The 21,530-nt window shown below is 67.7% G+C and carries 25 protein-coding genes, 1 tRNA gene and 1 pseudogene; 18 read left to right on the top strand and 9 right to left on the bottom strand.

What is annotated here, in order from left to right; all coding sequences use genetic code 11:
- The first annotated feature begins 110 nt into the window (after nucleotides 1-110).
- On the top strand, nucleotides 111-380 hold the full coding sequence (locus tag HLH36_RS12050; RefSeq protein WP_182968648.1) for an HU family DNA-binding protein: 270 nt from the start codon (nucleotides 111-113) through the stop codon (nucleotides 378-380).
- A gap of 473 nt (nucleotides 381-853) precedes the next feature.
- Here HLH36_RS12050 and HLH36_RS12045 read toward each other — a convergent pair.
- The 5 genes from HLH36_RS12045 to HLH36_RS12025 all read right to left on the bottom strand — a co-directional run bounded on the left by HLH36_RS12045 (nucleotide 854) and on the right by HLH36_RS12025 (nucleotide 3,606).
- Nucleotides 854-928, bottom strand: a tRNA-Gln gene (locus HLH36_RS12045).
- Between the two features lie 77 nt (nucleotides 929-1,005).
- The gene (locus HLH36_RS12040; protein ID WP_182986743.1) at nucleotides 1,006-1,656 is read right to left on the bottom strand and encodes a TetR family transcriptional regulator; all 651 of its coding nucleotides are present in this window, start codon (nucleotides 1,654-1,656) and stop codon (nucleotides 1,006-1,008) included.
- 104 nt (nucleotides 1,657-1,760) lie between these two features.
- Nucleotides 1,761-2,591, bottom strand: a complete 831-nt coding sequence (proC, locus tag HLH36_RS12035; RefSeq protein ID WP_338030445.1) for a pyrroline-5-carboxylate reductase — start codon at nucleotides 2,589-2,591, stop codon at nucleotides 1,761-1,763.
- A complete protein-coding gene (locus HLH36_RS12030) occupies nucleotides 2,588-3,091 on the bottom strand; it encodes a type III secretion system chaperone family protein (RefSeq protein WP_182986616.1) in 504 nt (167 codons plus the stop codon). The genes proC and HLH36_RS12030 overlap by 4 nt, the downstream gene beginning before the upstream one ends.
- Before the next feature lie 191 nt (nucleotides 3,092-3,282).
- On the bottom strand, nucleotides 3,283-3,606 hold the full coding sequence (locus HLH36_RS12025) for an accessory factor UbiK family protein (protein WP_182986615.1): 324 nt from the start codon (nucleotides 3,604-3,606) through the stop codon (nucleotides 3,283-3,285).
- A 184-nt stretch (nucleotides 3,607-3,790) separates the two neighbouring features.
- On the opposite strand from HLH36_RS12025, the gene rfaD reads away from it, so the two are divergent.
- The 14 genes and pseudogenes from rfaD (at nucleotide 3,791) to HLH36_RS11955 (ending at nucleotide 16,025) form a co-directional block, all read left to right on the top strand.
- Entirely contained in the window at nucleotides 3,791-4,771 is a 981-nt protein-coding gene (gene rfaD / locus HLH36_RS12020; protein WP_182986614.1) for an ADP-glyceromanno-heptose 6-epimerase, read from the top strand.
- Nucleotides 4,772-4,814: 43 nt separating this feature from the next.
- The gene (lgt, locus tag HLH36_RS12015; protein WP_182986613.1) at nucleotides 4,815-5,669 is read left to right on the top strand and encodes a prolipoprotein diacylglyceryl transferase; all 855 of its coding nucleotides are present in this window, start codon (nucleotides 4,815-4,817) and stop codon (nucleotides 5,667-5,669) included.
- Nucleotides 5,670-5,676: 7 nt separating this feature from the next.
- Nucleotides 5,677-6,711 carry a class I SAM-dependent methyltransferase gene (locus tag HLH36_RS12010; RefSeq protein ID WP_182986612.1) on the top strand — a complete coding sequence of 345 codons (1,035 nt, stop codon included), beginning with the start codon at nucleotides 5,677-5,679 and terminating at the stop codon, nucleotides 6,709-6,711.
- A gap of 35 nt (nucleotides 6,712-6,746) precedes the next feature.
- Complete coding sequence (pgeF, locus tag HLH36_RS12005) at nucleotides 6,747-7,538, top strand: peptidoglycan editing factor PgeF (protein ID WP_408871890.1); 792 nt, start codon at nucleotides 6,747-6,749, stop codon at nucleotides 7,536-7,538.
- Nucleotides 7,535-8,497 (top strand): hypothetical protein, encoded by a 963-nt coding sequence (locus tag HLH36_RS12000; RefSeq protein WP_182986610.1) that lies wholly within the window; start codon nucleotides 7,535-7,537, stop codon nucleotides 8,495-8,497. The genes pgeF and HLH36_RS12000 overlap by 4 nt, the downstream gene beginning before the upstream one ends.
- Nucleotides 8,498-8,616: 119 nt before the next feature.
- Nucleotides 8,617-9,597, top strand: a complete 981-nt coding sequence (locus HLH36_RS11995; RefSeq protein WP_182986609.1) for a ribose-phosphate pyrophosphokinase — start codon at nucleotides 8,617-8,619, stop codon at nucleotides 9,595-9,597.
- Between the two features lie 79 nt (nucleotides 9,598-9,676).
- Entirely contained in the window at nucleotides 9,677-10,273 is a 597-nt protein-coding gene (locus tag HLH36_RS11990; protein ID WP_182986608.1) for a histidine phosphatase family protein, read from the top strand.
- Nucleotides 10,274-10,549: 276 nt separating this feature from the next.
- Nucleotides 10,550-11,191 (top strand): 50S ribosomal protein L25/general stress protein Ctc, encoded by a 642-nt coding sequence (locus tag HLH36_RS11985; RefSeq protein ID WP_182968640.1) that lies wholly within the window; start codon nucleotides 10,550-10,552, stop codon nucleotides 11,189-11,191.
- A 34-nt stretch (nucleotides 11,192-11,225) separates the two neighbouring features.
- Complete coding sequence (pth, locus tag HLH36_RS11980) at nucleotides 11,226-11,804, top strand: aminoacyl-tRNA hydrolase (RefSeq protein ID WP_182986607.1); 579 nt, start codon at nucleotides 11,226-11,228, stop codon at nucleotides 11,802-11,804.
- Complete coding sequence (ychF, locus tag HLH36_RS11975) at nucleotides 11,804-12,898, top strand: redox-regulated ATPase YchF (protein WP_182986606.1); 1,095 nt, start codon at nucleotides 11,804-11,806, stop codon at nucleotides 12,896-12,898. The genes pth and ychF overlap by 1 nt, the downstream gene beginning before the upstream one ends.
- Nucleotides 12,899-13,084: 186 nt before the next feature.
- Nucleotides 13,085-14,344, top strand: a complete 1,260-nt coding sequence (locus HLH36_RS11970) for a glutamate-5-semialdehyde dehydrogenase (RefSeq protein ID WP_408871889.1) — start codon at nucleotides 13,085-13,087, stop codon at nucleotides 14,342-14,344.
- A gap of 2 nt (nucleotides 14,345-14,346) precedes the next feature.
- A pseudogene (locus HLH36_RS11965) lies at nucleotides 14,347-14,964 on the top strand (nicotinate-nucleotide adenylyltransferase); the annotation flags it as partial.
- A gap of 129 nt (nucleotides 14,965-15,093) precedes the next feature.
- Nucleotides 15,094-15,555: a ribosome silencing factor gene (rsfS, locus tag HLH36_RS11960; protein ID WP_338030453.1), complete on the top strand. Its 462-nt coding sequence runs from the start codon at nucleotides 15,094-15,096 to the stop codon at nucleotides 15,553-15,555.
- A 14-nt stretch (nucleotides 15,556-15,569) separates the two neighbouring features.
- The gene (locus tag HLH36_RS11955; RefSeq protein ID WP_182968658.1) at nucleotides 15,570-16,025 is read left to right on the top strand and encodes a 23S rRNA (pseudouridine(1915)-N(3))-methyltransferase RlmH; all 456 of its coding nucleotides are present in this window, start codon (nucleotides 15,570-15,572) and stop codon (nucleotides 16,023-16,025) included.
- A gap of 96 nt (nucleotides 16,026-16,121) precedes the next feature.
- Here the strand turns inward: HLH36_RS11955 and HLH36_RS11950 are convergent, their stop codons facing one another.
- The 4 genes from HLH36_RS11950 to HLH36_RS11935 form a co-directional block, all read right to left on the bottom strand.
- Entirely contained in the window at nucleotides 16,122-16,889 is a 768-nt protein-coding gene (locus HLH36_RS11950) for a CHAP domain-containing protein (RefSeq protein WP_408871886.1), read from the bottom strand.
- A gap of 301 nt (nucleotides 16,890-17,190) precedes the next feature.
- Nucleotides 17,191-17,541 (bottom strand): RidA family protein, encoded by a 351-nt coding sequence (locus HLH36_RS11945; protein ID WP_114729578.1) that lies wholly within the window; start codon nucleotides 17,539-17,541, stop codon nucleotides 17,191-17,193.
- A gap of 70 nt (nucleotides 17,542-17,611) precedes the next feature.
- The gene (locus tag HLH36_RS11940; protein WP_182986603.1) at nucleotides 17,612-18,310 is read right to left on the bottom strand and encodes a nucleotidyltransferase family protein; all 699 of its coding nucleotides are present in this window, start codon (nucleotides 18,308-18,310) and stop codon (nucleotides 17,612-17,614) included.
- Nucleotides 18,307-19,380, bottom strand: coding sequence for an XdhC family protein (locus HLH36_RS11935; RefSeq protein WP_182986740.1), 1,074 nt, complete (start codon nucleotides 19,378-19,380; stop codon nucleotides 18,307-18,309). The genes HLH36_RS11940 and HLH36_RS11935 overlap by 4 nt, the downstream gene beginning before the upstream one ends.
- Nucleotides 19,381-19,565: 185 nt before the next feature.
- Between HLH36_RS11935 and HLH36_RS11930 the strand changes: the two genes are divergently transcribed.
- From HLH36_RS11930 to HLH36_RS11920, 3 genes are all read left to right on the top strand, one after another.
- Complete coding sequence (locus HLH36_RS11930) at nucleotides 19,566-20,246, top strand: MBL fold metallo-hydrolase (RefSeq protein WP_182986602.1); 681 nt, start codon at nucleotides 19,566-19,568, stop codon at nucleotides 20,244-20,246.
- Nucleotides 20,247-20,293: 47 nt separating this feature from the next.
- Complete coding sequence (locus HLH36_RS11925) at nucleotides 20,294-20,788, top strand: DUF192 domain-containing protein (RefSeq protein WP_408871885.1); 495 nt, start codon at nucleotides 20,294-20,296, stop codon at nucleotides 20,786-20,788.
- Between the two features lie 401 nt (nucleotides 20,789-21,189).
- Nucleotides 21,190-21,333 carry a hypothetical protein gene (locus tag HLH36_RS11920; RefSeq protein ID WP_182986601.1) on the top strand — a complete coding sequence of 48 codons (144 nt, stop codon included), beginning with the start codon at nucleotides 21,190-21,192 and terminating at the stop codon, nucleotides 21,331-21,333.
- The last annotated feature ends 197 nt before the right edge of the window (nucleotides 21,334-21,530 follow it).

Here is a 21,530-nt window from a genome sequence, read left to right as displayed (position 1 = left end):
GCATAATATTTAACAGCGCGCTAAAAGCCGCGACCGCTGATTCAGAGCGTCGCAACGGTCCGCCCCGTTGCGAATGTATTTCCAGGACCTGGCAGGAGAAGAGAGAACACATGAGCAAAGCCTTCATTGCAGCCGTCATCCAGGATTCGATCGACTGCACGGGGGTCGCCGCCAACCAGGCCGCGTCCGATCTGATTGCCGCGATCGTCAAGGAACTGAAGAAGGAAGGCGGGTTCACGCTGCCGTCTTTCGGGACCTTTACGGTCAAGAAGACCAAGGCGCGCAAGGCGCTGAACCCGCGCACCGGCGAGCCGGTGAAGGTGAAGGCCGGCAAGACCGTTCGTTTCAAGGCCAGTCCGAACCTGAAGAAGGCGGTCTGAACAGCCTACCCGCCACGGCCGCCTGTCGGCCGTGGCCCACGCCTGCGTGACGGGTGTGAAAAGGTCCGCTTTCCCTGCCCGATCGGAGAGGGCGCGCCGGTTCCGTTCTTCAGGGGCCCGGTCCCGACGCGATCATGGCGTCGTCAGTGCAAGGAATGGCCGCGATTTCGGTCTGTCAGGATCGAGGTCGGAAATATCCTGCGCATGTCTTGCTGATTATGAAATTCCGGCATCCGGGTCCACTGACCGTCTGTTGCGGGCAGGCTGCGCGCGGCCGGCATAATTGCCGTGACCGGCTGACGATATGATCGCGCAACGGAAATCTTCAATAGATTATTTCTTTTCGAAATCAATATGAAGAAGACCCGTGGTGGCGATGGGGATGGGCTCCGCTGCGGATGCGTGGCCGGTCGTGCCCGGCCCCTGCGTTCGCGGGGGCAGCGGCGGGGGAGCATGGCATCGCATTGTGAGACTGGCTGGGGCGGGAGGATTCGAACCTCCGCATGGCGGAATCAAAATCCGCTGCCTTACCGCTTGGCTACGCCCCATTTGGACCCGATCGTGTCGGCCACGCCCTTCTAGAGGGAAGGACGGGGCCGCGTAAAGGGGGTTCTGTCTCGCGGGTTCAGAACTGGTCGGGCTGCGGGTCGAGCGGCAGGTCGATCGACGGATCGATCGGCTCCATGGGCTGCGTGATCTCCGGCGTGGCCGCGCGGCGGCGGGTCAGCATGCTGCCCAGGCGGGTGGCGCGGTCCAGCGCCTGGTCCAGGGCCGCCATGGTGCGGGACATGTCCTCGCTGTCATCGCGTTCCCACGCGCGCATCGTATAGGCCCAGACGCCGATCAGGCCCTGGATGCGCAGCGCGCCCGCGGGGCCGGAGATGTCGAGGCCGGCGGCGCCCGCCATCCAGCGCATGCTCTCGGCCGTGGTGGCGGCCAGGAACAGGGCCAGCGCGGGGTCGAAGGGCAGGGCGCGCATGACCGCGCGCACGCCCTCGCGATATTGCTGCAGGACGTCGAAGCGGCGCATCAGCACGTCGAACAGCCGTTCCCGCACGTCCCCCGTGCTGCCGTCATCGACCAGGGCGGATTCGTCGGCCAGCCGTCCCAGCTTCAGCAGGATGGCGGTCTTGACCGGAAAGCGGCGCCTTGCCTCGTCCAGCGGCACGCCGGCATCGCGCGCGGCATCGACGACGCTCAGCCGTCCCCAGCCGTAGAGGGCGGCACGCTCCATGGCGGCGCGAAGCAGGGCATCGTCGAACTGATCGTTATCCATAAGCTTTCTGACGGTCATCTGGTCTGTGGCCCGGTCCGGCCGATCCGGAAGGCTTGGTCTTCATTGCGGTTAAATTACGGCGCAGGCGCGTGCAAGTTCGCCGCTCAGGATGCGAGTTCGCGCGCGCGCCGCGTGGCGGCGGCGATGGCCTGCTCCATCGTCGCCGGCCAGGCCTGCGGGGCCATCAGCACCTCCAGCGCCTGCTGGGTGGTGCCGCCGGGGCTGGTGACGCGGCGGCGCAGTTCGGCCGCGTCGATGCCGGACTGCTCCATCAGCGCGCCGGCGCCCGAGACGGTGCGACGGGCGATCCGCCGGGCCAGGTCGGCGGGCAGGCCCTGGGCGATGCCGGCCTGCTCCATCAGCTCGGCCAGCAGGAAGACATAGGCCGGGCCGCTGCCGGATACGGCGGTGACGGCATCCATCTGGGCCTCGTCCGCCACCCAGGCCACGTCGCCCACCGCCGAGAGAAGGCGGGTGCAGAGTGCGCGATCGGCCTCGGTCGCCGTGGGAGGGGCGAAGCAGACGGTCATGCCCCGGCCGACGGCGCTGGGCGTGTTGGGCATGGCGCGGATGACGGTCGCGCCCGGGGTGCCGGCTTCGGCAAGGGCTGCGGTGAGGCCGCCGACCGTCTTGCCGGCCATGACCGACAGGATGGGCGCGCGGCGGGCGAAATGCGCGATGGAGGGCAGGATCTCGGCCGCCTTCTGCGGTTTCGTCGCCAGGATGACCAGGGCGGGCGCGAAATCGTCCGGCAGGTCGGAGGCCTGCCGGACCACGCCGTGCGGTGCCGGGATATCGTCGCGGTGCCGGTCGAGGATGACGGACGGGGCCAGCCCGTCCGCCAGCCAGCCGGCCAGCATCGCCCCGCCCATCTGCCCGCATCCGACGAGCAGCAGCGGGGGAAGCGAACCCGCCGGGGTCTTGCCCTCGGTCACGCCTCGCCCGCGCAGTCGAGCATGGCGGCCTCAAGCGCCTCGGCCGGGGTCTTGCCGCCCCACAGCACGAACTGGAAGGCGGGGTAGAAGCGTTCGCACTCGGTGATGGCGATGTCGATCATGTCTTCCAGGCTTTCCATCGACGCGCCGGGCGCGCCGCGCAGCAGGACGGCGTGGCGAAACAGCGGCATCCCGCTTTCCAGGTCCATCCCGAAATGACCGATCCACAACCGCTCGTTGGCCAGCGCCACCAGTTCGAACAGGGCCCGGCGCTGCTGGGGCGGGACCTTGAGGTCGAACGTGCAGGTGAAATGCATGGCGCTGACTTCGCGCGACCAGGAGAAGTACAGACCGTAGTCGCACCATTTCCCGGGGGCCTCGGCGGCCATTTCCGAATCGTTGCGGCGTTCGAACGCCCATTCGTACCCGCCGACGATCTGTTCCATCAGGTCGAGCGGATTGGCGTCATGCTTGGGAGAGGAGATGGAGAGGGCAGGCATGTGGGACTCCCCTAGGCCGTGGAGGGAGGGGGCCGGCGTCGAGCGTCGGACCCCGTACGTCTGCAGAACGGACCGTGTGCCGTTCCCGCCACGGGTGGGAACGCGGTCACACCCCAACCCTATGGGCGGTCTTGCCATGCTGGCAAGCGCACGCGCATGCGTGCGGACAATGGAGACGAAAAATTTATTTTTCAGGCGTAATTGCCGAACGGGCCGCCCGGCGGTTCGGGTGCCTGGAAGGGCTGGTCGGGGGCGATGACGGTTTCCAGCGTCGCGACTCGGGCTTCCAGCGCCTCCAGGCGGGCGTCGGACTCCTCCTGGGCCGCGCGGGCGCGGGCGGCGAGTTCGCGCACGACCTCGAATTCCTCGCGCCGGACCAGGTTCAGCGTCGACAGCACTTCGTCGACCCGCGCGCGGACGATGGCGCCGACCTCTTCGCGCACGCCGGCCAGGGCCGAGAGCGCGCCGCCGGCGACACCGGCGAGATCGTCAAAAAAACGTGGCCTGTCGGACATGGCGGGTCCTCCTGTGTTCGGTACCGGGTCTGCGCCCGCACCCGCCGGGGCGGCACGGACCAGGGAATTGCATGCGCAGCATATAGACAGTCCGGCGCCGCAAGGCCATCCGCCAATGCGGATGGGTGGGTGGCTGACGTGGCGCCTCTTCGAACGCGGCGCGATCTGTTTTATAGAGCAGGGCATGATCATCATCACCGGAGGGGCCGGTTTCATCGGCTCGTGTCTACAGGCGGCGCTGCGGGCGCGGGGCGAGGAGACGGTGGTCGTCGACTGGCTGGGGACGGGCGACAAATGGCGCAACGTGGCGCGCCATGCGCCCGACCGGCTGGTGGCCCCCGAGGCGCTGGACGCGTTCCTGGACAGTCGGCCGGACGTGTCGGCCGTGCTGCACATGGGTGCGATCAGCGAGACGACCGCCCGGGACGGCGACCTGGTCTGGCGGACCAATGTCGACCTGTCGGCGCGCCTGTGGCAGTGGTGCGCGCGGGAAGGGGCACGGTTCATCTATGCGTCCTCGGCCGCGACCTATGGCGGTGCCGACCGGCCGGAGCTGTTTTCCGACGATCCGGCGCGGCTGGAGGCGTTGCGGCCGCTGAACCTGTATGGCTGGTCGAAACATGTGTTCGACCGTCATGTGCAGGGCTGGGTCGCCGGGGGGGAGCCGGCGCCCGCGCAATGGGCCGGGCTGAAATTCTTCAACGTCTACGGCCCCAACGAGTATCACAAGGGCGGCATGATCTCGGTCGTGAAGGTGAAGTACGACGAGGTGCGTCGTGGCCAGCCGGCCACGCTGTTCCGCTCGAACGTGCCGGGGCTGGCCGATGGGGCGCAGGCGCGCGACTTCATCTGGGTGGGAGACGTGGTGAACGTCATGCTGTGGCTGCTGGACAATCCGCAGGTCAGCGGGCTGTTCAATTGCGGCACCGGCGTCGCGCGGACCTATCTGGACCTGGCCCATGCGGTCTGCGATGCCGCCGGGCTGCCCCGGCAGGTCGCGTTCGTCGACATGCCCGAGGCGCTGCGCGGGCAATATCAATCCTATACCTGCGCCGACATGACGCGGCTGCGGGCGGCGGGATACACCAGGCCCTTCACGTCGCTGGAGGATGGCATCCGCCGTTACGTTCACGATTATCTCGCCACCGACGACGCGTATCTGTGACGCCCGCCCGGTTCCTGCCCTTTTCGACGTCGAAGGACGCCGCATGCTGCCTGTACTGATCTTTCCGCAATTCGATCCGGTCATGGTGCATGTCGGGCCGCTGGCGATCCGCTGGTATGCCATGGCCTATATCACCGCGCTGGTGGTCGGCTGGCGGCTGGTGCGCCGTCTGGTCACGCTGACGCCGCAGGCCGGCACGCCGGAGCAGGTCGACGATTTCCTGACCTGGGCGACGCTCGGCGTCGTGCTGGGGGGGCGGCTGGGCTATATCCTGTTCTATCAGCCCCAGCTTTATCTGGAGCATCCGCTGGCCGCCTTGCAGGTGTGGCATGGCGGGATGTCCTTCCATGGCGGCGCGCTGGGGGTGGTGTTGGCGCTGGCCCTGTTTGCCTGGCGCAATGGGCTGAGCTTCCTGGCCTTTTCCGACCGGGTGACGATCGTGGTGCCGATGGGGCTGGGGCTGGGCCGGGTCGCGAACTTCATCAACGGGGAGTTGTGGGGCCGTGCCGCGCCGGCCGACCTGCCCTGGGCGATGGTCTTTCCGCAGGCTGGGCCGGAGCCGCGCCATCCTTCGGAACTGTATGAGGCGCTGCTGGAAGGTGCGGTGCTGTTTACGATCATGTGGCTGGTGGCGCGCAGCGAGCGGATTCGCGAACGGCCGGGCTTCCTCGCCGGGCTGTTCCTGTTCGGCTATGCGGTGGCGCGCAGTTTCTGCGAGTTCTTCCGCGAGCCCGATGCGTTTATCGGGTTCCTGCCCTTCGGGACCACGATGGGGCAGATCCTGTGCATTCCGATGGCGATCGCGGGGGCGGGACTGATGGCGCAGGCGATGATGCGGCCGCCGCGTCCGGTGCTGATGCCGGCCGCAATCGGGACGGAAGGGGCGGAGCGCCCGTGAGGGGCCCATGAGCGGCACCGTGCCGGAGCGGCTGGACCGGTTCATGGCGCGGGCCAATGCGGCCTATTATGCCGGGCGCGACCCGTTCGCCGATTTCGTCACGGCGCCCGAGATCTCGCAGATGTTCGGTGAGATCCTCGGTGCCTGGGTGGCCATTGCGTGGCAGGGGATGGGGCGGCCGGACCCGTTCATCCTGGCCGAGGCGGGGCCGGGGCGCGGTACGCTGATGGCCGACATGATGCGGCTGCTGGCGCGGGTTGCCCCGGATTGCCATGCGGCGGCCCGGGTGCATCTGGTCGAGACCTCGCCCCGGCTGCGCGACGTGCAGCGCGCGGCGCTGGCGGGGCGGACGGCGCAGCCGGCGGCGTGGCATGACCGGATCGAGGCGCTGCCGGACGGGCCGGTGATCCTGCTGGCCAATGAATTTCTCGATGCGTTGCCGATCCGGCAGTTCGTGCGAACCGGGGCGGGGTGGAGCGAACGCTTCGTGCAGGGGGTGGGGTTTGTGGGCCTGCCGGCGGGGGATATGCCGGAGGGGCCGTTCGACCGGCCGGTGCCCGAGGGCGAGATCCTGGAATGCTGCCCGGAGGCGCTGGCGGTGGCGCGGGGGCTGGCGGCGCGGTTCGTCCGGTCGCCCGGCACGGCCCTGTTCATCGATTATGGATATGACGGCGCGCTGTGGGGCGACACGTTGCAGGCCCTGCGGGATGGCCAGCCGGCCTGGCCGCTGGCCGATCCCGGGCTGGCCGACCTGACGGCGCATGTCGATTTCGCGGCCTTTGCCCGTGCGGCGGCGGGGGCGGCCTGCCACGGCAGCGTGACGCAGGGGGCGCTGCTGGCCGGGCTGGGCCTGTTCGCGCGGGCGGAGCAACTGGCCCGCAACCGGCCGCCGGTGGAAGCCCATGCCATTCGCGACGCCGCCCAGCGACTGGCGGCGCCGGACCGGATGGGGCGCCTGTTCAAGGCGCTGGCGATCACGTCGCCGGGTCTGCCCGTGCCCCCCGGCTTTGCTGTCGCGCCGGCCGGGGGTGATGGGCGATGAGGGAGGATGCCATGATCCGTGATGATATCGAGGGGATGATTCCTTCGGATGCGATCCTGCGCCATGATCTGCTGGGCGGTGTGCCGCACGGGTTCTTTACCCGGTTGGGCGGCGTGTCGGAGGGGCCTTATGCCAGCCTCAACTGCTCGACCCGCTCGGGCGATGATCCGGCGGCGCTGGCGGAAAACCGGCGGCGGGTGGCGCTGGCCCTGGGTGTGGCGCCGGAGTGCCTGCTGGGCGTGACGCAGGTGCATGGGGACGGGGTGGCGACGGTGACGGCCCCCTGGCCGGTGGGGCAGGGACCTTCCGCCGATGCGATGGTGACCGACCGGCCGGGTCTGGCGCTGGGGGTGATTACCGCCGATTGCGGCCCGGTCCTGTTCGCCTCGGCGGATGGCAGGGTCGTTGGGGCGGCGCATGCCGGCTGGCGCGGAGCCGTCGGCGGGGTGCTGGAGGCGACGCTGGCGGCCATGGCGGCGCTGGGGGCGGCGGCGTCCGCGGTGCGGGCGGTGGTCGGTCCGTGCATTGCGCAGGAGAGTTACGAGGTCGGGGGCGATATGCGCGCCCAGGTGCTGGCGGCCGATCCGGCGGCGGCATCGTTCTTTGCCGCTGGCCGGCGGGCGGATCATTTCCAGTTCGATCTGGCGGGGTATTGCGTGGCGCGCCTGCGCCGTGCGGGCGTGGGACAGGCGGTGGCGCTGGGCGTCGACACGCTGGGCGACGAGGTGCGTTTTTTCAGCCATCGGCGGCGGACGCTGGCCGGGGGCGGGCCGATCGGGCACCAGATTTCGGTCATTGCGGCGGCTGGTGCTACAGGTCTGGCATGATTCGCGTGCTTCCCGTTCGTCGTCTCGCCGGCCTGGCCGGTGCCGCCAGCCTGCTGCTTCTGTCCGGATGCCTGGACGTGCCGCACCCGTTCCGCGATCCGGGGCGGGTCGGGCGGTCGCTGGCGCGCAATGCGCCGCCGGCGCGGCTGGCGATTCCGCTGCCGGCGGCGGCCCTGCTGGGTGACGATGCCGCGCGGGAATGGAGCCGCGACATGGCGGCCGCCCTGCTGGAGCAGACGGTGCCGGCCCTGGCCCAGCCGGTGCGCCCCGGCGACTGGTGGCTGCGGCTGGGAGCCGAGGCGCGGGGCGGGCAGGTGGTCCCGACCTACAGCATCATGACGCCGGCCGGTGCGGTGCGCGGCTCCGGGGAAGGGGTGGGTGTTCCCGCCGCCGCCTGGGCGGCCGGCGATGCGGAGGCGCTGCGGCAGTCCGCGCGCCAGCTTGCGCTGTCGATCGCGGGTGCCCTGACGGGTATCCAGGCCGATCAGATGGCGCAGGACCCGCACAGCCTGAAACACCGGGCCGCGCGGATCTATTTCGCCGGGGTGAAGGGGGCGCCGGGCGATGGCGACGTGGCGCTGGCCCAGGCCTTCGTGGCGTCGCTGCGCGATGCCGAGGATGCGGTGCAGGAGAGTCCGCGCGAGGCGGATTTCACCGTTTCCTGCGCGGTGAGTGTCAGCGAAGTCATTCCCGGGGGCTCCGGCCATCCGCAGCAGCACCTGCAACTGGTGTGGCGGGTGGTGGATGCGCAGGGCAAGGAATCGGGAGCTGCCACGCAATTGCATGACATCGACGCCCATTCGCTGGACGGGCATTGGGGCGAGGTGGCCCTTGCCGCCGCGCAGGAGGCGGCGGGCGGGGTGCGGCAGGTGATCTCGCGCTATTCGGGGCGTGACAACACGCCGCTGCCGCCGCCGGCCGGGGCGCCTGCTGTGGCGAAGGCGCAACGCCAGGGATGATCCCGCGTTCGCGGCATGGCCGACATGCGCGATCGATACGCGAGACGGATGACAGGACGGGGCGCGGTTGCTAGAACCCGCGCGCCAGCCATGAGTGCGCCGTCCGGGAGCGTTGCCAGATGAAGATCGTCGCCTGTAACAGCAATCTGCCCCTGGCCGAGAAGGTCGCGGCGGAATTGCGGATGCCGCTGTGCAATGTCTCGGTCCGGCGCTTCGCGGACATGGAAGTGTTCGTCGAGATCCACGAGAATGTGCGCGGCGAGGATGTCTTCGTTATTCAGAGCACCTGCTCGCCGACCAACGACAATCTGATGGAACTGCTGATCATGCTCGACGCGCTGCGTCGGGGGTCGGCGCGTCGGGTCACGGCGGTGATGCCCTATTTCGGCTATGCGCGGCAGGATCGCAAATCCGGGCCCCGCACGCCGATCAGCGCCAAGCTGGTGGCGAACCTGCTGGTCGAGGCCGGGGCGAACCGCATCCTGACGATGGACCTGCATGCGATGCAGATCCAGGGCTTCTTCGACATTCCGGTGGACAATCTCTATGCCGCGCCGCTGTTCACGCGCGACATCAAGGGGCGGATCGAGCCCGGTTCGCTGCCCTATGCGGCGCCGGCGCTGGATATTCCCGGCGGGTTCGAGAACCTGATGATCGTCTCGCCCGATGTCGGCGGCGTGGTGCGCGCCCGGCAACTGGCGCAGCGGCTGAATGTGGACCTGGCGATCATCGACAAGCGGCGCGAGCGGGCCGGCGTGTCCGAGGTGATGAACGTGATCGGCGACGTGCGCGGCCGGTACTGCATCCTGGTCGACGATATCGTCGATAGCGGCGGGTCGCTGTGCAATGCCGCCGTGGCGCTGATGAACGAGGGCGCGGTGGCGGTCGAGGCCTATGTGACCCATGGCGTGCTGACCGGCAGCGCGGTGTCGCGCGTCGCGCAGTCGCCGATCCGCATGCTGACGCTGACCGACAGCATCGCGGCGACCGAGGCGGTGGCGAAGGCGGAGAATATCCGCCAGATCAGCACCGCCAACCTGCTGTCGCGCGCCATGCGGGCAGTGTCGGACGAAAGCTCGGTGTCGTCGCTGTTCGACTGAGGGGATGCGCGCCGGATTGACCGGTGGGGTGCCGGCGACCTATCCGGGAGGGGTGGATCGAGAATAGGAGCCCCCGGACATGACCCGGATGATCGCCCGGCCTTACTGGTATCTGCGTCATGGCGAGACGGACTGGAACGCCGAGGGGCGCTCCCAGGGGCGGTCCGATATTCCGCTGAACGCGCGCGGAATCGCCCAGGCCGAGGCGGCGGGTGCGCTGCTGGCCCGGGACGAGGCTGCGTATGCGCCGGTTGCGCGGATCGTGTCCTCGCCGCTCAGCCGTGCCCTGCGTACGGCGCAGATCGTGGCGCGGGCGATGGTCGGGCCGGGGGCGGAAGCCCTGCCGGTTGCGGTGGATGACGGGCTCCAGGAGGTCTGCTTCGGCGATCAGGAAGGCCAGCCGATGGGCGACTGGTACGATAGCTGGATTGCCGGAGACTATACGCCGAAGGGCGCCGAACCGTTCGCCGAACTGCGGGCCCGGGCGGTGGCGGCCGTGAACCGCGCGCTGGATGGCGAGGGGACGGTGCTGATCGTCTGCCATGGGGCGATGTTCCGGGCCCTGCGGTCGGCGATGGGCCTGCCGGCCAATGTGCGCCTGCCCAATGCCACGCCGCTGTGGGTTCAGCCGCCGGCGGATGGCACTGTGGCGTGGAGCCTGGACGTGATGGGCTGAGAGGCTGTTTCAAAGGCCCCGCTGGCGGCGGCCTGACGGCGGTTTCCTGCGCTTCGGTGCTCTCGGCCATCAAGGCCGCTCCGCTCCGATGCTCAAAAACCACCGCCAGATGCATGGCTGGCGCCACGCTTCCACGCGCCATCGAAGCTTTTGAAACAACCTCCGTGCGCGCCGGTCGGTGCCGAAATATTTGCCTCGGTCGGGCTTTTCCGTTAAACGCCCCCACGCGCGGGCACCCCTGGAGGCCTGCGTGAACAGGTTTTCAGGAGCATTACAGTGACCCAATTTACGAAACTCGAGGCTTCTTCGCGCGCGAAGGCTGGTAAGGGGGCAGCGCGCGCGACGAGGCGTGCCGGTCAGGTGCCGGCCGTTGTCTATGGTGCGAAGCAGGAACCGACGCTGATCGCGCTGGACCCGCGTCTGGTGCTGCGCGAGATGCACAAGGGCGGCTGGCGTTCGCGCGTGTACGACATCACCGTCGACGGTGTGTCGTCCACCGCGCTGATGCGTGAAGTGCAGCTTCACCCGGTGACCGACCAGCCGGTCCATGTCGACTTCCAGCGTCTGGCCGCCGGCGAGCACGTGCATGTCGAAGTGCGCATCATCTTCACCGGTGAAGACAAGTCCCCCGGCATCAAGCGCGGCGGCGTGCTGAACATCGTCCGCCACAGCGTGGAAGTCAGCGTCGATCCGGCGAACATTCCGTCCTCGTTCACGGTCGATCTGTCGCAGCTCGACATCCACGACAACGTGCGCTGGGACGATCTGCAGGGCACCGCGGATGTGACGCCGCTGCTGCAGATCCCGAACTTCGTCATTGCCACCGTCGCGGCGCCGAGCGTCGACGATACGGCTCCTGCGGAAGCAGCGGCGGCCCCGGCCAAGGCGGCGCCGGGCAAGGGCGCGGCGAAGAAGTAAGAACGGCCAGACGGCCAGACGACAGGAACGTGCAATGCTGCTCTGGACCGGGCTCGGTAATCCTGAGCCGGGAATGAGCCGGCATCGGCACAATGTCGGTTTCATGGCCGTCGACCGCATCGCGTCCCGCCATGGCTTCACGCCATGGCGGAAACGCTTTCGCGGCGAGGTGGCCGAGGGGCGGGTGGGCATGCACAAGGTGCTGCTGCTCAAACCCATGACCTATATGAACCTTTCGGGCGAAAGCGTTCAGCAGGCGGCTGCCTTCTACAAGATACCAGTCGAGTCCATCATCGCCTTCCATGACGAGCTGGACCTGGCGCCCGGGCGGGTGCGGGTGAAGCGGGGCGGCGGGGCGGCGGGCCATAACGGCCTGCGGTCGATGGACAGGATGCTGGGCAGCCAGGATTACTGGCGGGTACGCCTCGGCATCGGGCACCCCGGCGCGCGCGAGCGTGTGACGGGCCATGTGCTGGGCGATTTCTCGAAAAGCGATCAGGACTGGCTGGAGCCGATGCTCGACGGCCTGTCCGACACGGCGCCGGTCCTTGCGGACGGGAAGCCCGAACTGTTCATGACCAAAATGGCTATGCTGGCCGGGGAGAAGGGCTGATGGGGTTCAATTGCGGTATCGTGGGCCTGCCGAATGTCGGCAAGTCGACCCTGTTCAACGCCCTGACCGAAACGGCTTCGGCCCAGGCCGCGAACTATCCCTTCTGCACCATCGAGCCGAATGTCGGCCGGGTGGCGGTGCCTGATCCGCGCCTGTCGTCGCTGGCGGCGATCGGCAAGTCGCAGAAGATCCTGCCGACCAGCCTGGAATTCGTCGATATCGCGGGCCTGGTGCGCGGCGCCTCGCGCGGGGAAGGGCTGGGCAACCAGTTTCTGGCCAATATCCGCGAGGTGGATGCGATCATCCATGTGCTGCGCTGTTTCGAGGATGACGACATCACGCATGTCGAAGGCGGGGTCGATCCGATCCGCGATGCGGAGATTATCGAGACCGAGCTGATGCTGGCCGATCTGGAGTCGCTGGAAAAGCGGATCGTCGCCCTCCAGAAGAAGGCCAAGGGCAATGATCGCGAGGCCGCCGCCCAGGTCGCGCTGATGGAGCCGCTGATCGCCGCCCTGCGCGAAGGGCAGCCGGCGCGCACCGCGATCCCCGCCGGGCAGGAGGAGGCCGTGCGCCGCTTGCAGCTGATGACCAGCAAGCCGGTCCTGTATGTGTGCAATGTCGAGGAGGCCTCCGCCGCCACCGGCAATGATTTCTCCGAGCGCGTGCGGGCCCGTGCCGAGGCCGAGGGCGCGGCCTCCGTCGTCGTTTCGGCGGCGATCGAGGCCGAGGTCAGTCAGTTGGGCGCCGAGGACCGCAAGGAGTTTCTCGAAGGGCTGGGGCTGGCCGATAGCGGGCTGGATCGCGTGATCGCCGCCGGCTACCGGCTGCTGGGGCTGCGGACCTATTTCACCGTCGGCCCGAAGGAAACCCGCGCCTGGACGATCACGGCCGGCACCCGCGCGCCGCAGGCGGCCGCCGTGATCCATAATGATTTCGAGCGCGGTTTCATTGCCTGCGAGACCGTGGCTTATGAGGATTACGTTCGCTACCAGGGCGAGGCGGGGGCCAAGGAAGCGGGCAAGCTGCGGATCGAAGGCCGCGACTATGTCGTGCAGGATGGAGACGTGCTGCTGTTCCGCTTCAACGTGTAGGGGCGTCTTCTTCTTTTTCTGAAGAAAAAGAAGCAAAAAGACTTTGATCCGTTCAGGGGCATCGTGTGCCCTGCACAAGGCTTCTGACCGAATCAAAGTTTTTTGGTTCTTTTTTTCAAAAAAGAACGGAAAATCGGTTCGCATATCGAGGCAGGGAGGCCGGCTATGAACGCAGTCACGTCCGTCATGGAAGCAGAGGGCCGGTGGGTCCCGGCCATGCCGGAGCTGGCCGCGCGGGCCCGTGCCGCTGCCCGGGTTCTGGCGCAGAGTTCGTCCGAGACGCGCAATGCCGCCCTGCGCCATGCGGCTGCTGCCCTGCGGGAGCGGCAGGACGAGATCCTGGCGGCGAATGCGCTTGATCTTGCCGCGTCTACCGCGGCGGCCGCGTTCCGTGATCGGCTGACCCTGACTCCGGCGCGGGTGGAGGCGATGGCGGCGGGGCTGGACGATATCGCGCAACTGCCTGATCCGGTCGGGCGGGTGCTGGCGGAGTGGACTCGGCCCAATGGGCTGCGCATCAGCCGGGTGGCGACGCCGGTGGGCGTGATCGGCATGATCTATGAAAGCCGCCCCAATGTCGGGGCCGACGCGGCGGGCCTGTGCATCAAGTCGGGCAATGCGGTGATTTTGCGCGGCGGGTCGGAAAGCCTGCAGAGCGCGCGGGCCATCCATGGGGCGATGGTGGCCGGCCTGCGTGCCGCCGGCCTGCCGGAGGCGGCGGTGCAGATCGCGCCCGATACCGACCGGCGCCATGTGGCGGACATGCTGGGGGCGGCCGGGCAGATCGACCTGATCATTCCGCGTGGCGGCAAGTCGCTGGTCGAGCGCGTGCAGCGCGAGGCGCGGGTGCCGGTGCTCGCGCATGCCGAGGGGCTGTGCCACACCTATGTCCATGAAGCCGCCGATCCGGAGATGGCGCGGGCATTGGTGGTCAATGCCAAGATGCGCCGGACGGGGATCTGCGGTGCGACCGAGACGCTGCTGATCGATGCCGCGGTGGCGCCGGCGCTGTTGCCGGGCATTGTGGCCGATCTGGCGGCGAAAGGATGTGCCTTCAAGGCCGATGCACGGGCGCGGGCGATTCTGCCCGATCTGCCGGCGGCCAGTGAGGCCGATTTCGGTACCGAATGGCTGGATGCGATCCTGTCTATCGCGGTGGTCGATGGGGTGGACGATGCGCTGGCGCATATCGCGCGGTTCGGCAGCGCGCATACCGAGGCGATCGTGACCGAGGATGCCGAGGTCGCGGCGCGGTTCCTGAACGGCACCGACAGCGCGGTGGTGATGTGGAATGCCTCGACCCAGTTCTGCGATGGCGGGGAGTTCGGATTCGGGGCGGAAATCGGCATCGCGACCGGGCGCATCCATGCGCGTGGTCCGGTCGGGCTGGAGCAGTTGACGACCTTTCGCTACGAAGTCATCGGGACGGGCCAGCTTCGTCCCTGACCATGACAGCGCTTCCGGTGTGGGGAGACGGGCGGCGTATTCGGGTCGGTCTCCTGGGGGGATCGTTCAATCCGGTGCATGTCGGCCATCTGCAACTGGCGCGGCGGGCGTTGCGGCTGCTGCGGCTCGACCAGGTCTGGCTGATGGTCTCGCCGGGCAATCCGCTGAAACCCGCAAAGGGCATGGCGCCGCTTGCGGCCAGGCTGGCGGCGGTGGCGGCACAGGTCGATGGGCGGCGCATCATCGCCACCGATATCGAGCGGCATCTCGGCACACGCTATACGGTCGACACGCTGGCTTTGCTGGTCAGGCGTTTTCCCAATGTGGAATTCGTCTGGCTGATGGGGGCGGATGGGCTGGCGGAATTGCCCCGCTGGCGGCGCTGGCGGCGGATCGTCTCGACGGTTCCGTTCGCGGTGCTGCCCCGGCCCCCTTACAATCCGGCGGCTTTGCGGGGGCGGGCGGCGCTGGCGCTCGGCCGCTGGCGGCGGCCGGCGCGGGAGGCGCCGATCCTGGCCGATTGCACGCCGTGCGCCTGGGCCTTTCTTCCTGCCCCGCAGATCGGTATATCAGCAACGGAATTGCGTGCTGGCGCGTTGAAGAGTGCGATGGCGCGGCAAGATGATCCCGCACAGGATGAAGCAGGAGTAAGAGTCATCGCCAGGAAGCCTCCGGCCGATACGGGTACCACTCGTCGCGCGGCACCCAAGAAGACAGCCGGCACGACCGGCAGGAAGACTCCGGCCGGATTGGCCGCGGTACCCGGTGCCGCACGGGCGCCGGGTACGCCGCGCAAGAAGGCGGCCGTTGCCGGCCCCGGCAAGGCGGTGAACCGCGAGCCCGCGGAAATCAGCAAGCTCGAGAAATATCTGACGGTCATCACCGAGAGCCTGGCGGACGACAAGGGCGAGGATATCGTGGTGCTGGACCTGACGGGGCGCGCGTCGTTCGCCGACCGGATGGTGATCGCGACCGGCATTGCCGACCGCCAGATTTCGGCGATGGCGATGCATCTCGAACGCAAGCTGGGTGAAGCGGGGCTGAAGCGGGTGCTGATCGAAGGCGCGAATGGGTCGGACTGGGTGCTGATCGATGCCGGGGATATTGTCGTGCACCTGTTCAAGACCGACGCGCGGGCCCAGTACGGCCTGGAACGCATGTGGGGGGCCGATCTCGACGTGCCGCCCGGCGGGGCGCCGGAGGCCGAGTAGGACGCGGTCCGATGATGCGGCTGATCGCTGTCGGGCGCATGAAGGACCGGGTGGAACGCGACCTGTTCCAGCGTTATGCCGAACGGCTGACGCCGAAGCTGGACATGGTCGAGGTCGCCGAGGGCAGGGGGGCTGCGGCGGAAATCAAGCGGCGCGAAGGGCAGGCGCTGCTCTCCGCCCTGCCTGACCGGGCCTTCGTCATTGCAATGGACGAGGGCGGGCGGGCGCATGCCAGCCTGGATTTTGCCCGGCATGTCGAGCGCTGGCTGGGCCTGTCGCGGCCGGTCTGTTTCCTGATCGGGGGAGCGGAAGGGCTGGATGGGCCGGTGCTGGCGCGTGCCGACGATACATTGTCGCTGGGGCCCATGACGTGGCCGCATATGCTGGTGCGGGGCCTGCTGGCCGAGCAGCTTTATCGCGCGCGGGCGATTGCGTCAGGCCATCCCTACCACCGCGCCGGACGCCCCTGAAAAGCCTGCTTGGAAACGCACGACGGGCGCGCCGCTATGCGGCACTCTCGCTCACCAGCCCGCATTTCCAAGCAGGCTTTTGGAGTGCATGCTAGCTTAGCGAATGGAACGGTTCGGGGCGTCTTCGCGGAAGGCGTGGCCGTAGGTGACGCTCGGCAGGCTCTCGGGCGCTTCGGCCACTTCGGTCGTGCGCATCGGGTGGCGCAGGTCGCTCGGTGCGCTGTTGAGGGTCTGCGGGACCGAGCGTTCGCTGCTGGCGGTCATGATGCGGCCGCTGGTGTCCGGACGGGAGTAGATGAACCCGTAGGTCGGATAGATGCTGCCATAGGCGCCGTTCTGGTTCAGCGCGACGCGAACCGCCGTCCAGTCATTGTTGGGCGAGACGTCGATCACCGCCACGTTGCGGCTGATGCCACGCTGGGCCCAGTGCGACTGGTCGATCACGATGGTGCGGCTGTCGACGATCTGGCGGACGACCGCGACATGACCCAGCGGCATGCGGCGATTGGCGCGGAAATTCAGGATGCTGCCGGCTTCGGGCGCGGCACCGCGGGCGTAGACGCCGGCGGCATTGTACCACCAGTTGGCGGCGTTTCCGCGCAGCATGACGTCGGATGCCGACTTGGCGAAGGCCACGCACTGGATGACCCGGCCGGCTTCATGATGCCTGCCGGTGCGGAACGCGACGTGGCGTCCGTGATGCGCGGCGTAGGCCGTATGATTGGCATGGATGATATGCGTGGCGCGATGAACCGACCGGCGGGCATCTGCGTTGGAGGAGAAGACGAGGCCCAAGGACGCCGCTGCTACAGAAAAGAGGAACGCACGTCCCAAACCACCTGCCCGCATCCCACAAGACCTCATACGCACTGTCGTTGCCCAAACAGGGGTAGCAACGAGGCCGCAACCCTGACAAGACGCCGCCGCATTTCTCATGCGCGATCGATGACATTTTCAGAAAACCGGCGGCTTGGATTCAAAAAATAGGAATATATTCCTCATCGAAAAATGCAGACCGCAGTTTTTCAATGAAAAATGGAAATTGCGGGGAGCCGGGTGGACGAAAGGTCCGAGGCAGGCGGCAGCAGAATCGGAATCGGGACCCGTTGCATAAAAGCGACAGCCTTTGTGGCTGGCGGGTCCCGCTCCCGAGCTGGTCGAGGGCTTACTTGGTGCAGATCAGCATGATCTCGACCAGGACGTCCGGGCTGGCCATCGTGGCCTGGACGCAGGCGCGGGCCGGGGCGCCATCCTTGGGCAGCCAGGCGGACCACAGGACATTCAGGGCGTCGCGGTCGGCGATGTCCTTCAGCCAGATCTGGGCCTGGAGCAGGCGGGTCTTGTCCGTGCCGTGCAGTTCCAGCGCTTCGTCGATCTGCTCCAGAATATCGCGCGTCTGGGCGGAGACGTCGCCCTTCAGGTCGCGCGCGACGAAACCCTGGGTAAACAGGAAGCCGTGATATTCCACGACCTTGGACAGGATCGCGTTCGGTTCCGTGCGGATGATCTTGCTCATTGGGCCAGTCCTTCATGTTGGCGGCCACCCGGGCCGCGCCTGCCCTTCTCCGACACCGGGCCGGGGGCGGTCAACCGCCCTGGAGTGGCTCCGGGGGCGGTCCAGGGGGTGGCCCGGGGGATGGCCCAGGGGATGGCCCAGGGGACGGCATTGTCACGGCGAACCGTTCCAGCCGGGCGGGCGTGTCGAAATCCTCGTGGATCGTCTCGTCGCCCGGCACGATGGCCGCGCGGGCGCCCAGGGTGCGGATCAGGGCGCCGCCGCCCCGGTCGCCGTTCAGGGTCATCAACGCCGGGATCATCGTCCGGTCCCACAGGACGGGATGGCCTTGTCGTCCGGCATGAACGGGGATGGTGACGGGTGGCGTGTCGCGCCGGTGGCGGGTGATCAGCCGGTCGATCAGGTCCGGGCGAAGGTTCGGCATGTCGCCCAGGCAGACCAGCACGCCTGTGGCGGGCCGGCCGGCGATTGCCCGCAGGCCGGCGCGCAGGCTGGCGGACAGGCCGGTCGCATGGTCGGCTGCGACGGTGACGCTCACGGGCCGGGCATAGGGTCCGTGGGCGTCGATCGCGGCCCGCAGCTCCGCCGCGCGGTGGCCCAGCACGATGACGACATGGTCGACCGTGCTGGCGCATACGGCCTGCAGGGTGCGGGCGATCATCGGTGTGCCGGCGGCATCGGCGACCAGCAGCTTGTGGTGCGGGGCCGAGCGTGACGACTGGCCGGCAGCCAGAATCAATGCGGCGATGGGGGCTGGAGCCGGAATCATGTCCAGCCGGGGTGGCGGCCCAGGGCGGCGTCGCGGCGCACGGCCACGATTTCGGCCAGGATCGACAGGGCGATCTCGGCAGCGCCGATCGCGCCGATGGCCAGCCCGACCGGTCCGTGGATGCGTGCCGTTCGTTCGGGGCCGACACCGTCGGCGGCCAGCCGGGCCAGGCGCGATGCCTGCGTCTTACGCGACCCCAGCGCACCTATATAGAAGGCAGGACTGTCCAGTGCCGTCCGCAGGGTGGGGTCGTCCAGCTTGGCGTCGTGGGTCAGGGTGACGATCGCGGTATGGGTGTCGATGGAAAGGGTTTCCAGGGCCTCGTCCGGCCATTCGGTGACCAGTGCGATGCCGGGGAAGCGTTCCGGGGTGGCCAGTTGTGTGCGCGGGTCGATGACGGTCACCGCGAAGCCCATCGTTGTCGCCAGCGGGGCCAGGACCTGGGCGATATGGACCGCGCCGACGATCAGCAGCCGATAGGGTGCCGTCAGCAGGTGCAGGAACCAGGATTCGTCGTCTGCACAGGTGACGCGGCGGCTGCGGCCATCGCGGAACACCTGCTCCAGCATCGGAGCCAGGTGCGGATCGATCGGGCCGTCGGCGACGCTTGTGGGTTCATCGCCGGCCGTGCGTGTGATCAGGACGTGGTGCATGTCGGACAGGCGCGTCGCCAGCAGCGCCGGTTTCCGCTGGTGCCGCAACGCGACCGCCGTGCGCAATATGGCCATGGGCAGGGTGCCGCCTGGTCCGATCGCTTCCACCAGCACGTCCAGTTCGCCGCCGCAGGCCAGGCCGACTGTCCATGCCTGTTCCGATGTCACGCCATAGGATAGCAGGTTGGGCCGGCCATCATACATAGCGGTCATCGCCGCATCGAGGACGGACGCCTCGACGCAGCCGCCGCTGACCGATCCTTCGATGCGGCCGCCGCCATTGACCGCCATCATGCTGCCGGAGGGACGCGGGGAACTGCCCCAGGTGGCGATGACGGTGGCCAGCGCCGCCGGCTGTCCGGCTTCGGCCCAGGCGACGGCCAGGTCCAGCGGATCGTGAAGGAGGGGCTGCGACATCATGTCGGCCACTCTATCAGCGCGGATATAGACAGGCCAGCGGTGCCCGCTGCGGGGCAGGGTAGTCTTGCTCCACCGGCCGCCGGCTCGTACACAACGGAAACCTTTGGTGCCGGGTGCGGGCCGGAGGTCGGAAACCAGCCCGGAACCCGCCTTCGCGGCGTGTAAGGCCAGGAGTCGTCGTCATGTCTTTGTCTTCCGTGCCGGATCTGGCCGGGCTGGAACTGGCTGTCGTGCCGGTGACCGCCTTCGGGCAGAATTGTTCGATCCTGTGGGACCCCGCCACGCGCTATGCGGTGGTGGTCGATCCGGGCGGGGATGTTCCTGTCCTGCTGCACGCGCTCGCGGCCCGCGACCTGACGGTGGATTGCATCCTGCTGACGCATGGCCATCTGGACCATGCCGGTGGGGCGGATGCGCTGCGCAATGAACTGGTTCGCCTTCAGGGTGGAACGGTGCCGATCATCGGGCCGGATGCGCGCGATGCGTTCCTGCTGTCCGATATCGCGGCGCAGGCGGCCCGGTACGGGTTGACGGGCATGGGCAACGTGACGGTGGACCGTTATGTGACCGATGGTGAGATCCTGCCGGTGCTGGGCCGGTCGCTGGCGGTGCTGCATGTTCCCGGTCACACGCCTGGCCATGTGGTGTTCCACGACCCGAAGGCCGGTTTTGCCTTCGTGGGGGATACGTTGTTTCGTGGATCGGTCGGGCGCACCGATTTTCCCTATGGAAACGGTCCTCAACTGCTTCAGGCCATTACCGATCGTCTTCTGCCGCTGGGCGACGAGGTGACGATCCTGCCTGGCCATGGTGACATGACCACGATTGGTGCCGAACGGCGGACCAACCCGTTCCTGCGCTGATGCCGCCGACAAACAGAAGAGAGCAATGAATGATGTGGGATATGCGCATGTGTGCCGCTGCGTGCGGTCTGGTCGTGGCGCTGGCCGGAGGGCAGATGCTCGGAACGGCCCGGGCCCAGGATGACACCCCGACCAAGGCGCAGTCCGAACTGCCGCGCGAGACGCTGACCATCACGGGCGCGAAGGGGGCGAAGCACGTCTTCTCCGTCGAACTGGCCACCACCCCGGATCAGCAGCGCATCGGCGAGATGTTCCGCACCGCGGTGCCGGCCGATCGCGGCATGCTGTTCGTCTGGCCCTATCCGCAGCAGAGCGACATGTGGATGGAGAATACGCTGGTCTCGCTGGATATCGTCTTCATCGGTGAGGATGGGCGGATTTCGGCAATTGCCGAGAATGCCGTGCCGCAGAGTCTGGCGCGGATCAGCAGCCATGGGCCGGTGCGCGCAACGCTGGAATTGCAGGGCGGCCTGACCGAAAGGCTGGGTATCGTCGTTGGTGACAAGGTGGAGAGCAAGACGCTCGCGGCCCCAGCGGGCTGAGAGACTGCTGATAAGGCTGTTCTGCCGGCGATTCGACGCGTGTTTCTTGTGTTTCCGGGGCTGCGGCCCGTCTGGCCGCCCCGTGCCGATGTGGGGATACATGCGCCGAATCGCTGTTATGGCGCTGCAAAGTCTGATGGGGCCTGGTCTGGTAACGATCGGTGATCAGTCTCGGGTGCTGTCGTAATGGTTTTGGACGGGATTGGTGGTTCGTCCCGCAATGGTTTGCCCTGGGGCTGCGAAGAAGGCCGGCCGGCCGCGCATGCTGCGGCAAGTGACGATCGGGCCGTGCTTCTTGTGCATGGCATCGCGGCCCGGCGTCCGGCCGCCCCAGATGCGGTGACCACGTTGCTCCTGGAACTGACGTAATCGTTCCCCTGCAATTCTGGCGGATTGGGATCATGGCGCCGCTGATCGCCTGGTGCGCTGCTTTCTTCAGCTATGCGCCGCGTGCCGACTGTAGAATGTCGTGGATAAAGGCGGTGGGGCGAATCACGGATGGGCGTATCCGGGGAGTTCTGAGTCATCTGCGTGATTTTTTTTGAATCGGGAAAAATCGCGGTTTCCTGCGCCTTGCGGCGGTCTGGGAGGCGCAGGGGTGAATTTTTTATGCCCTCGGATGAAAGTCGGCTGTTGACGGTATTAGGGGTGGGGTGTAGATCGCTGTTCACCGCCGGGGCTGAGGTTCTTGACCTGGTGGTTTGGACCTGCTAGTTTCTTTGGCCCTTCTGGGGGCGGATGG

The organism is Gluconacetobacter aggeris (genome assembly GCF_014174395.1).
GTDB classification, from domain to species: domain Bacteria; phylum Pseudomonadota; class Alphaproteobacteria; order Acetobacterales; family Acetobacteraceae; genus Gluconacetobacter; species Gluconacetobacter aggeris.
The sequence above is the reverse complement of the archived record's forward strand: the minus strand, read 5'-3'. Positions and strand labels throughout refer to the sequence as shown.

What these genes read in the sequence shown, in the direction of transcription:
- rfaD (WP_182986614.1), top strand. Translation starts at nt 3,791, where the DNA reads ATGATCATCATCACCGGAGGGGCCGGTTTCATCGGCTCGTGTCTACAG.
- HLH36_RS11920 (WP_182986601.1), top strand. Translation starts at nt 21,190, where the DNA reads ATGGCGCCGCTGATCGCCTGGTGCGCTGCTTTCTTCAGCTATGCGCCG.
- HLH36_RS12025 (WP_182986615.1), bottom strand. Translation starts at nt 3,606, where the DNA reads ATGTCCGACAGGCCACGTTTTTTTGACGATCTCGCCGGTGTCGCCGGC.
- HLH36_RS12050 (WP_182968648.1), top strand. Translation starts at nt 111, where the DNA reads ATGAGCAAAGCCTTCATTGCAGCCGTCATCCAGGATTCGATCGACTGC.
- HLH36_RS11955 (WP_182968658.1), top strand. Translation starts at nt 15,570, where the DNA reads ATGCGGCTGATCGCTGTCGGGCGCATGAAGGACCGGGTGGAACGCGAC.
- HLH36_RS11935 (WP_182986740.1), bottom strand. Translation starts at nt 19,380, where the DNA reads ATGTCGCAGCCCCTCCTTCACGATCCGCTGGACCTGGCCGTCGCCTGG.
- HLH36_RS11945 (WP_114729578.1), bottom strand. Translation starts at nt 17,541, where the DNA reads ATGAGCAAGATCATCCGCACGGAACCGAACGCGATCCTGTCCAAGGTC.
- pgeF (WP_408871890.1), top strand. Translation starts at nt 6,747, where the DNA reads ATGATTCCTTCGGATGCGATCCTGCGCCATGATCTGCTGGGCGGTGTG.
- HLH36_RS11970 (WP_408871889.1), top strand. Translation starts at nt 13,085, where the DNA reads ATGGAAGCAGAGGGCCGGTGGGTCCCGGCCATGCCGGAGCTGGCCGCG.
- HLH36_RS12010 (WP_182986612.1), top strand. Translation starts at nt 5,677, where the DNA reads ATGAGCGGCACCGTGCCGGAGCGGCTGGACCGGTTCATGGCGCGGGCC.
- HLH36_RS11990 (WP_182986608.1), top strand. Translation starts at nt 9,677, where the DNA reads ATGACCCGGATGATCGCCCGGCCTTACTGGTATCTGCGTCATGGCGAG.
- HLH36_RS11925 (WP_408871885.1), top strand. Translation starts at nt 20,294, where the DNA reads ATGTGTGCCGCTGCGTGCGGTCTGGTCGTGGCGCTGGCCGGAGGGCAG.
- HLH36_RS11950 (WP_408871886.1), bottom strand. Translation starts at nt 16,889, where the DNA reads ATGAGGTCTTGTGGGATGCGGGCAGGTGGTTTGGGACGTGCGTTCCTC.
- HLH36_RS11930 (WP_182986602.1), top strand. Translation starts at nt 19,566, where the DNA reads ATGTCTTTGTCTTCCGTGCCGGATCTGGCCGGGCTGGAACTGGCTGTC.
- pth (WP_182986607.1), top strand. Translation starts at nt 11,226, where the DNA reads ATGCTGCTCTGGACCGGGCTCGGTAATCCTGAGCCGGGAATGAGCCGG.
- HLH36_RS12030 (WP_182986616.1), bottom strand. Translation starts at nt 3,091, where the DNA reads ATGCCTGCCCTCTCCATCTCCTCTCCCAAGCATGACGCCAATCCGCTC.
- HLH36_RS12040 (WP_182986743.1), bottom strand. Translation starts at nt 1,656, where the DNA reads ATGGATAACGATCAGTTCGACGATGCCCTGCTTCGCGCCGCCATGGAG.
- HLH36_RS11995 (WP_182986609.1), top strand. Translation starts at nt 8,617, where the DNA reads ATGAAGATCGTCGCCTGTAACAGCAATCTGCCCCTGGCCGAGAAGGTC.
- ychF (WP_182986606.1), top strand. Translation starts at nt 11,804, where the DNA reads ATGGGGTTCAATTGCGGTATCGTGGGCCTGCCGAATGTCGGCAAGTCG.
- HLH36_RS12000 (WP_182986610.1), top strand. Translation starts at nt 7,535, where the DNA reads ATGATTCGCGTGCTTCCCGTTCGTCGTCTCGCCGGCCTGGCCGGTGCC.
- HLH36_RS11940 (WP_182986603.1), bottom strand. Translation starts at nt 18,310, where the DNA reads ATGATTCCGGCTCCAGCCCCCATCGCCGCATTGATTCTGGCTGCCGGC.
- lgt (WP_182986613.1), top strand. Translation starts at nt 4,815, where the DNA reads ATGCTGCCTGTACTGATCTTTCCGCAATTCGATCCGGTCATGGTGCAT.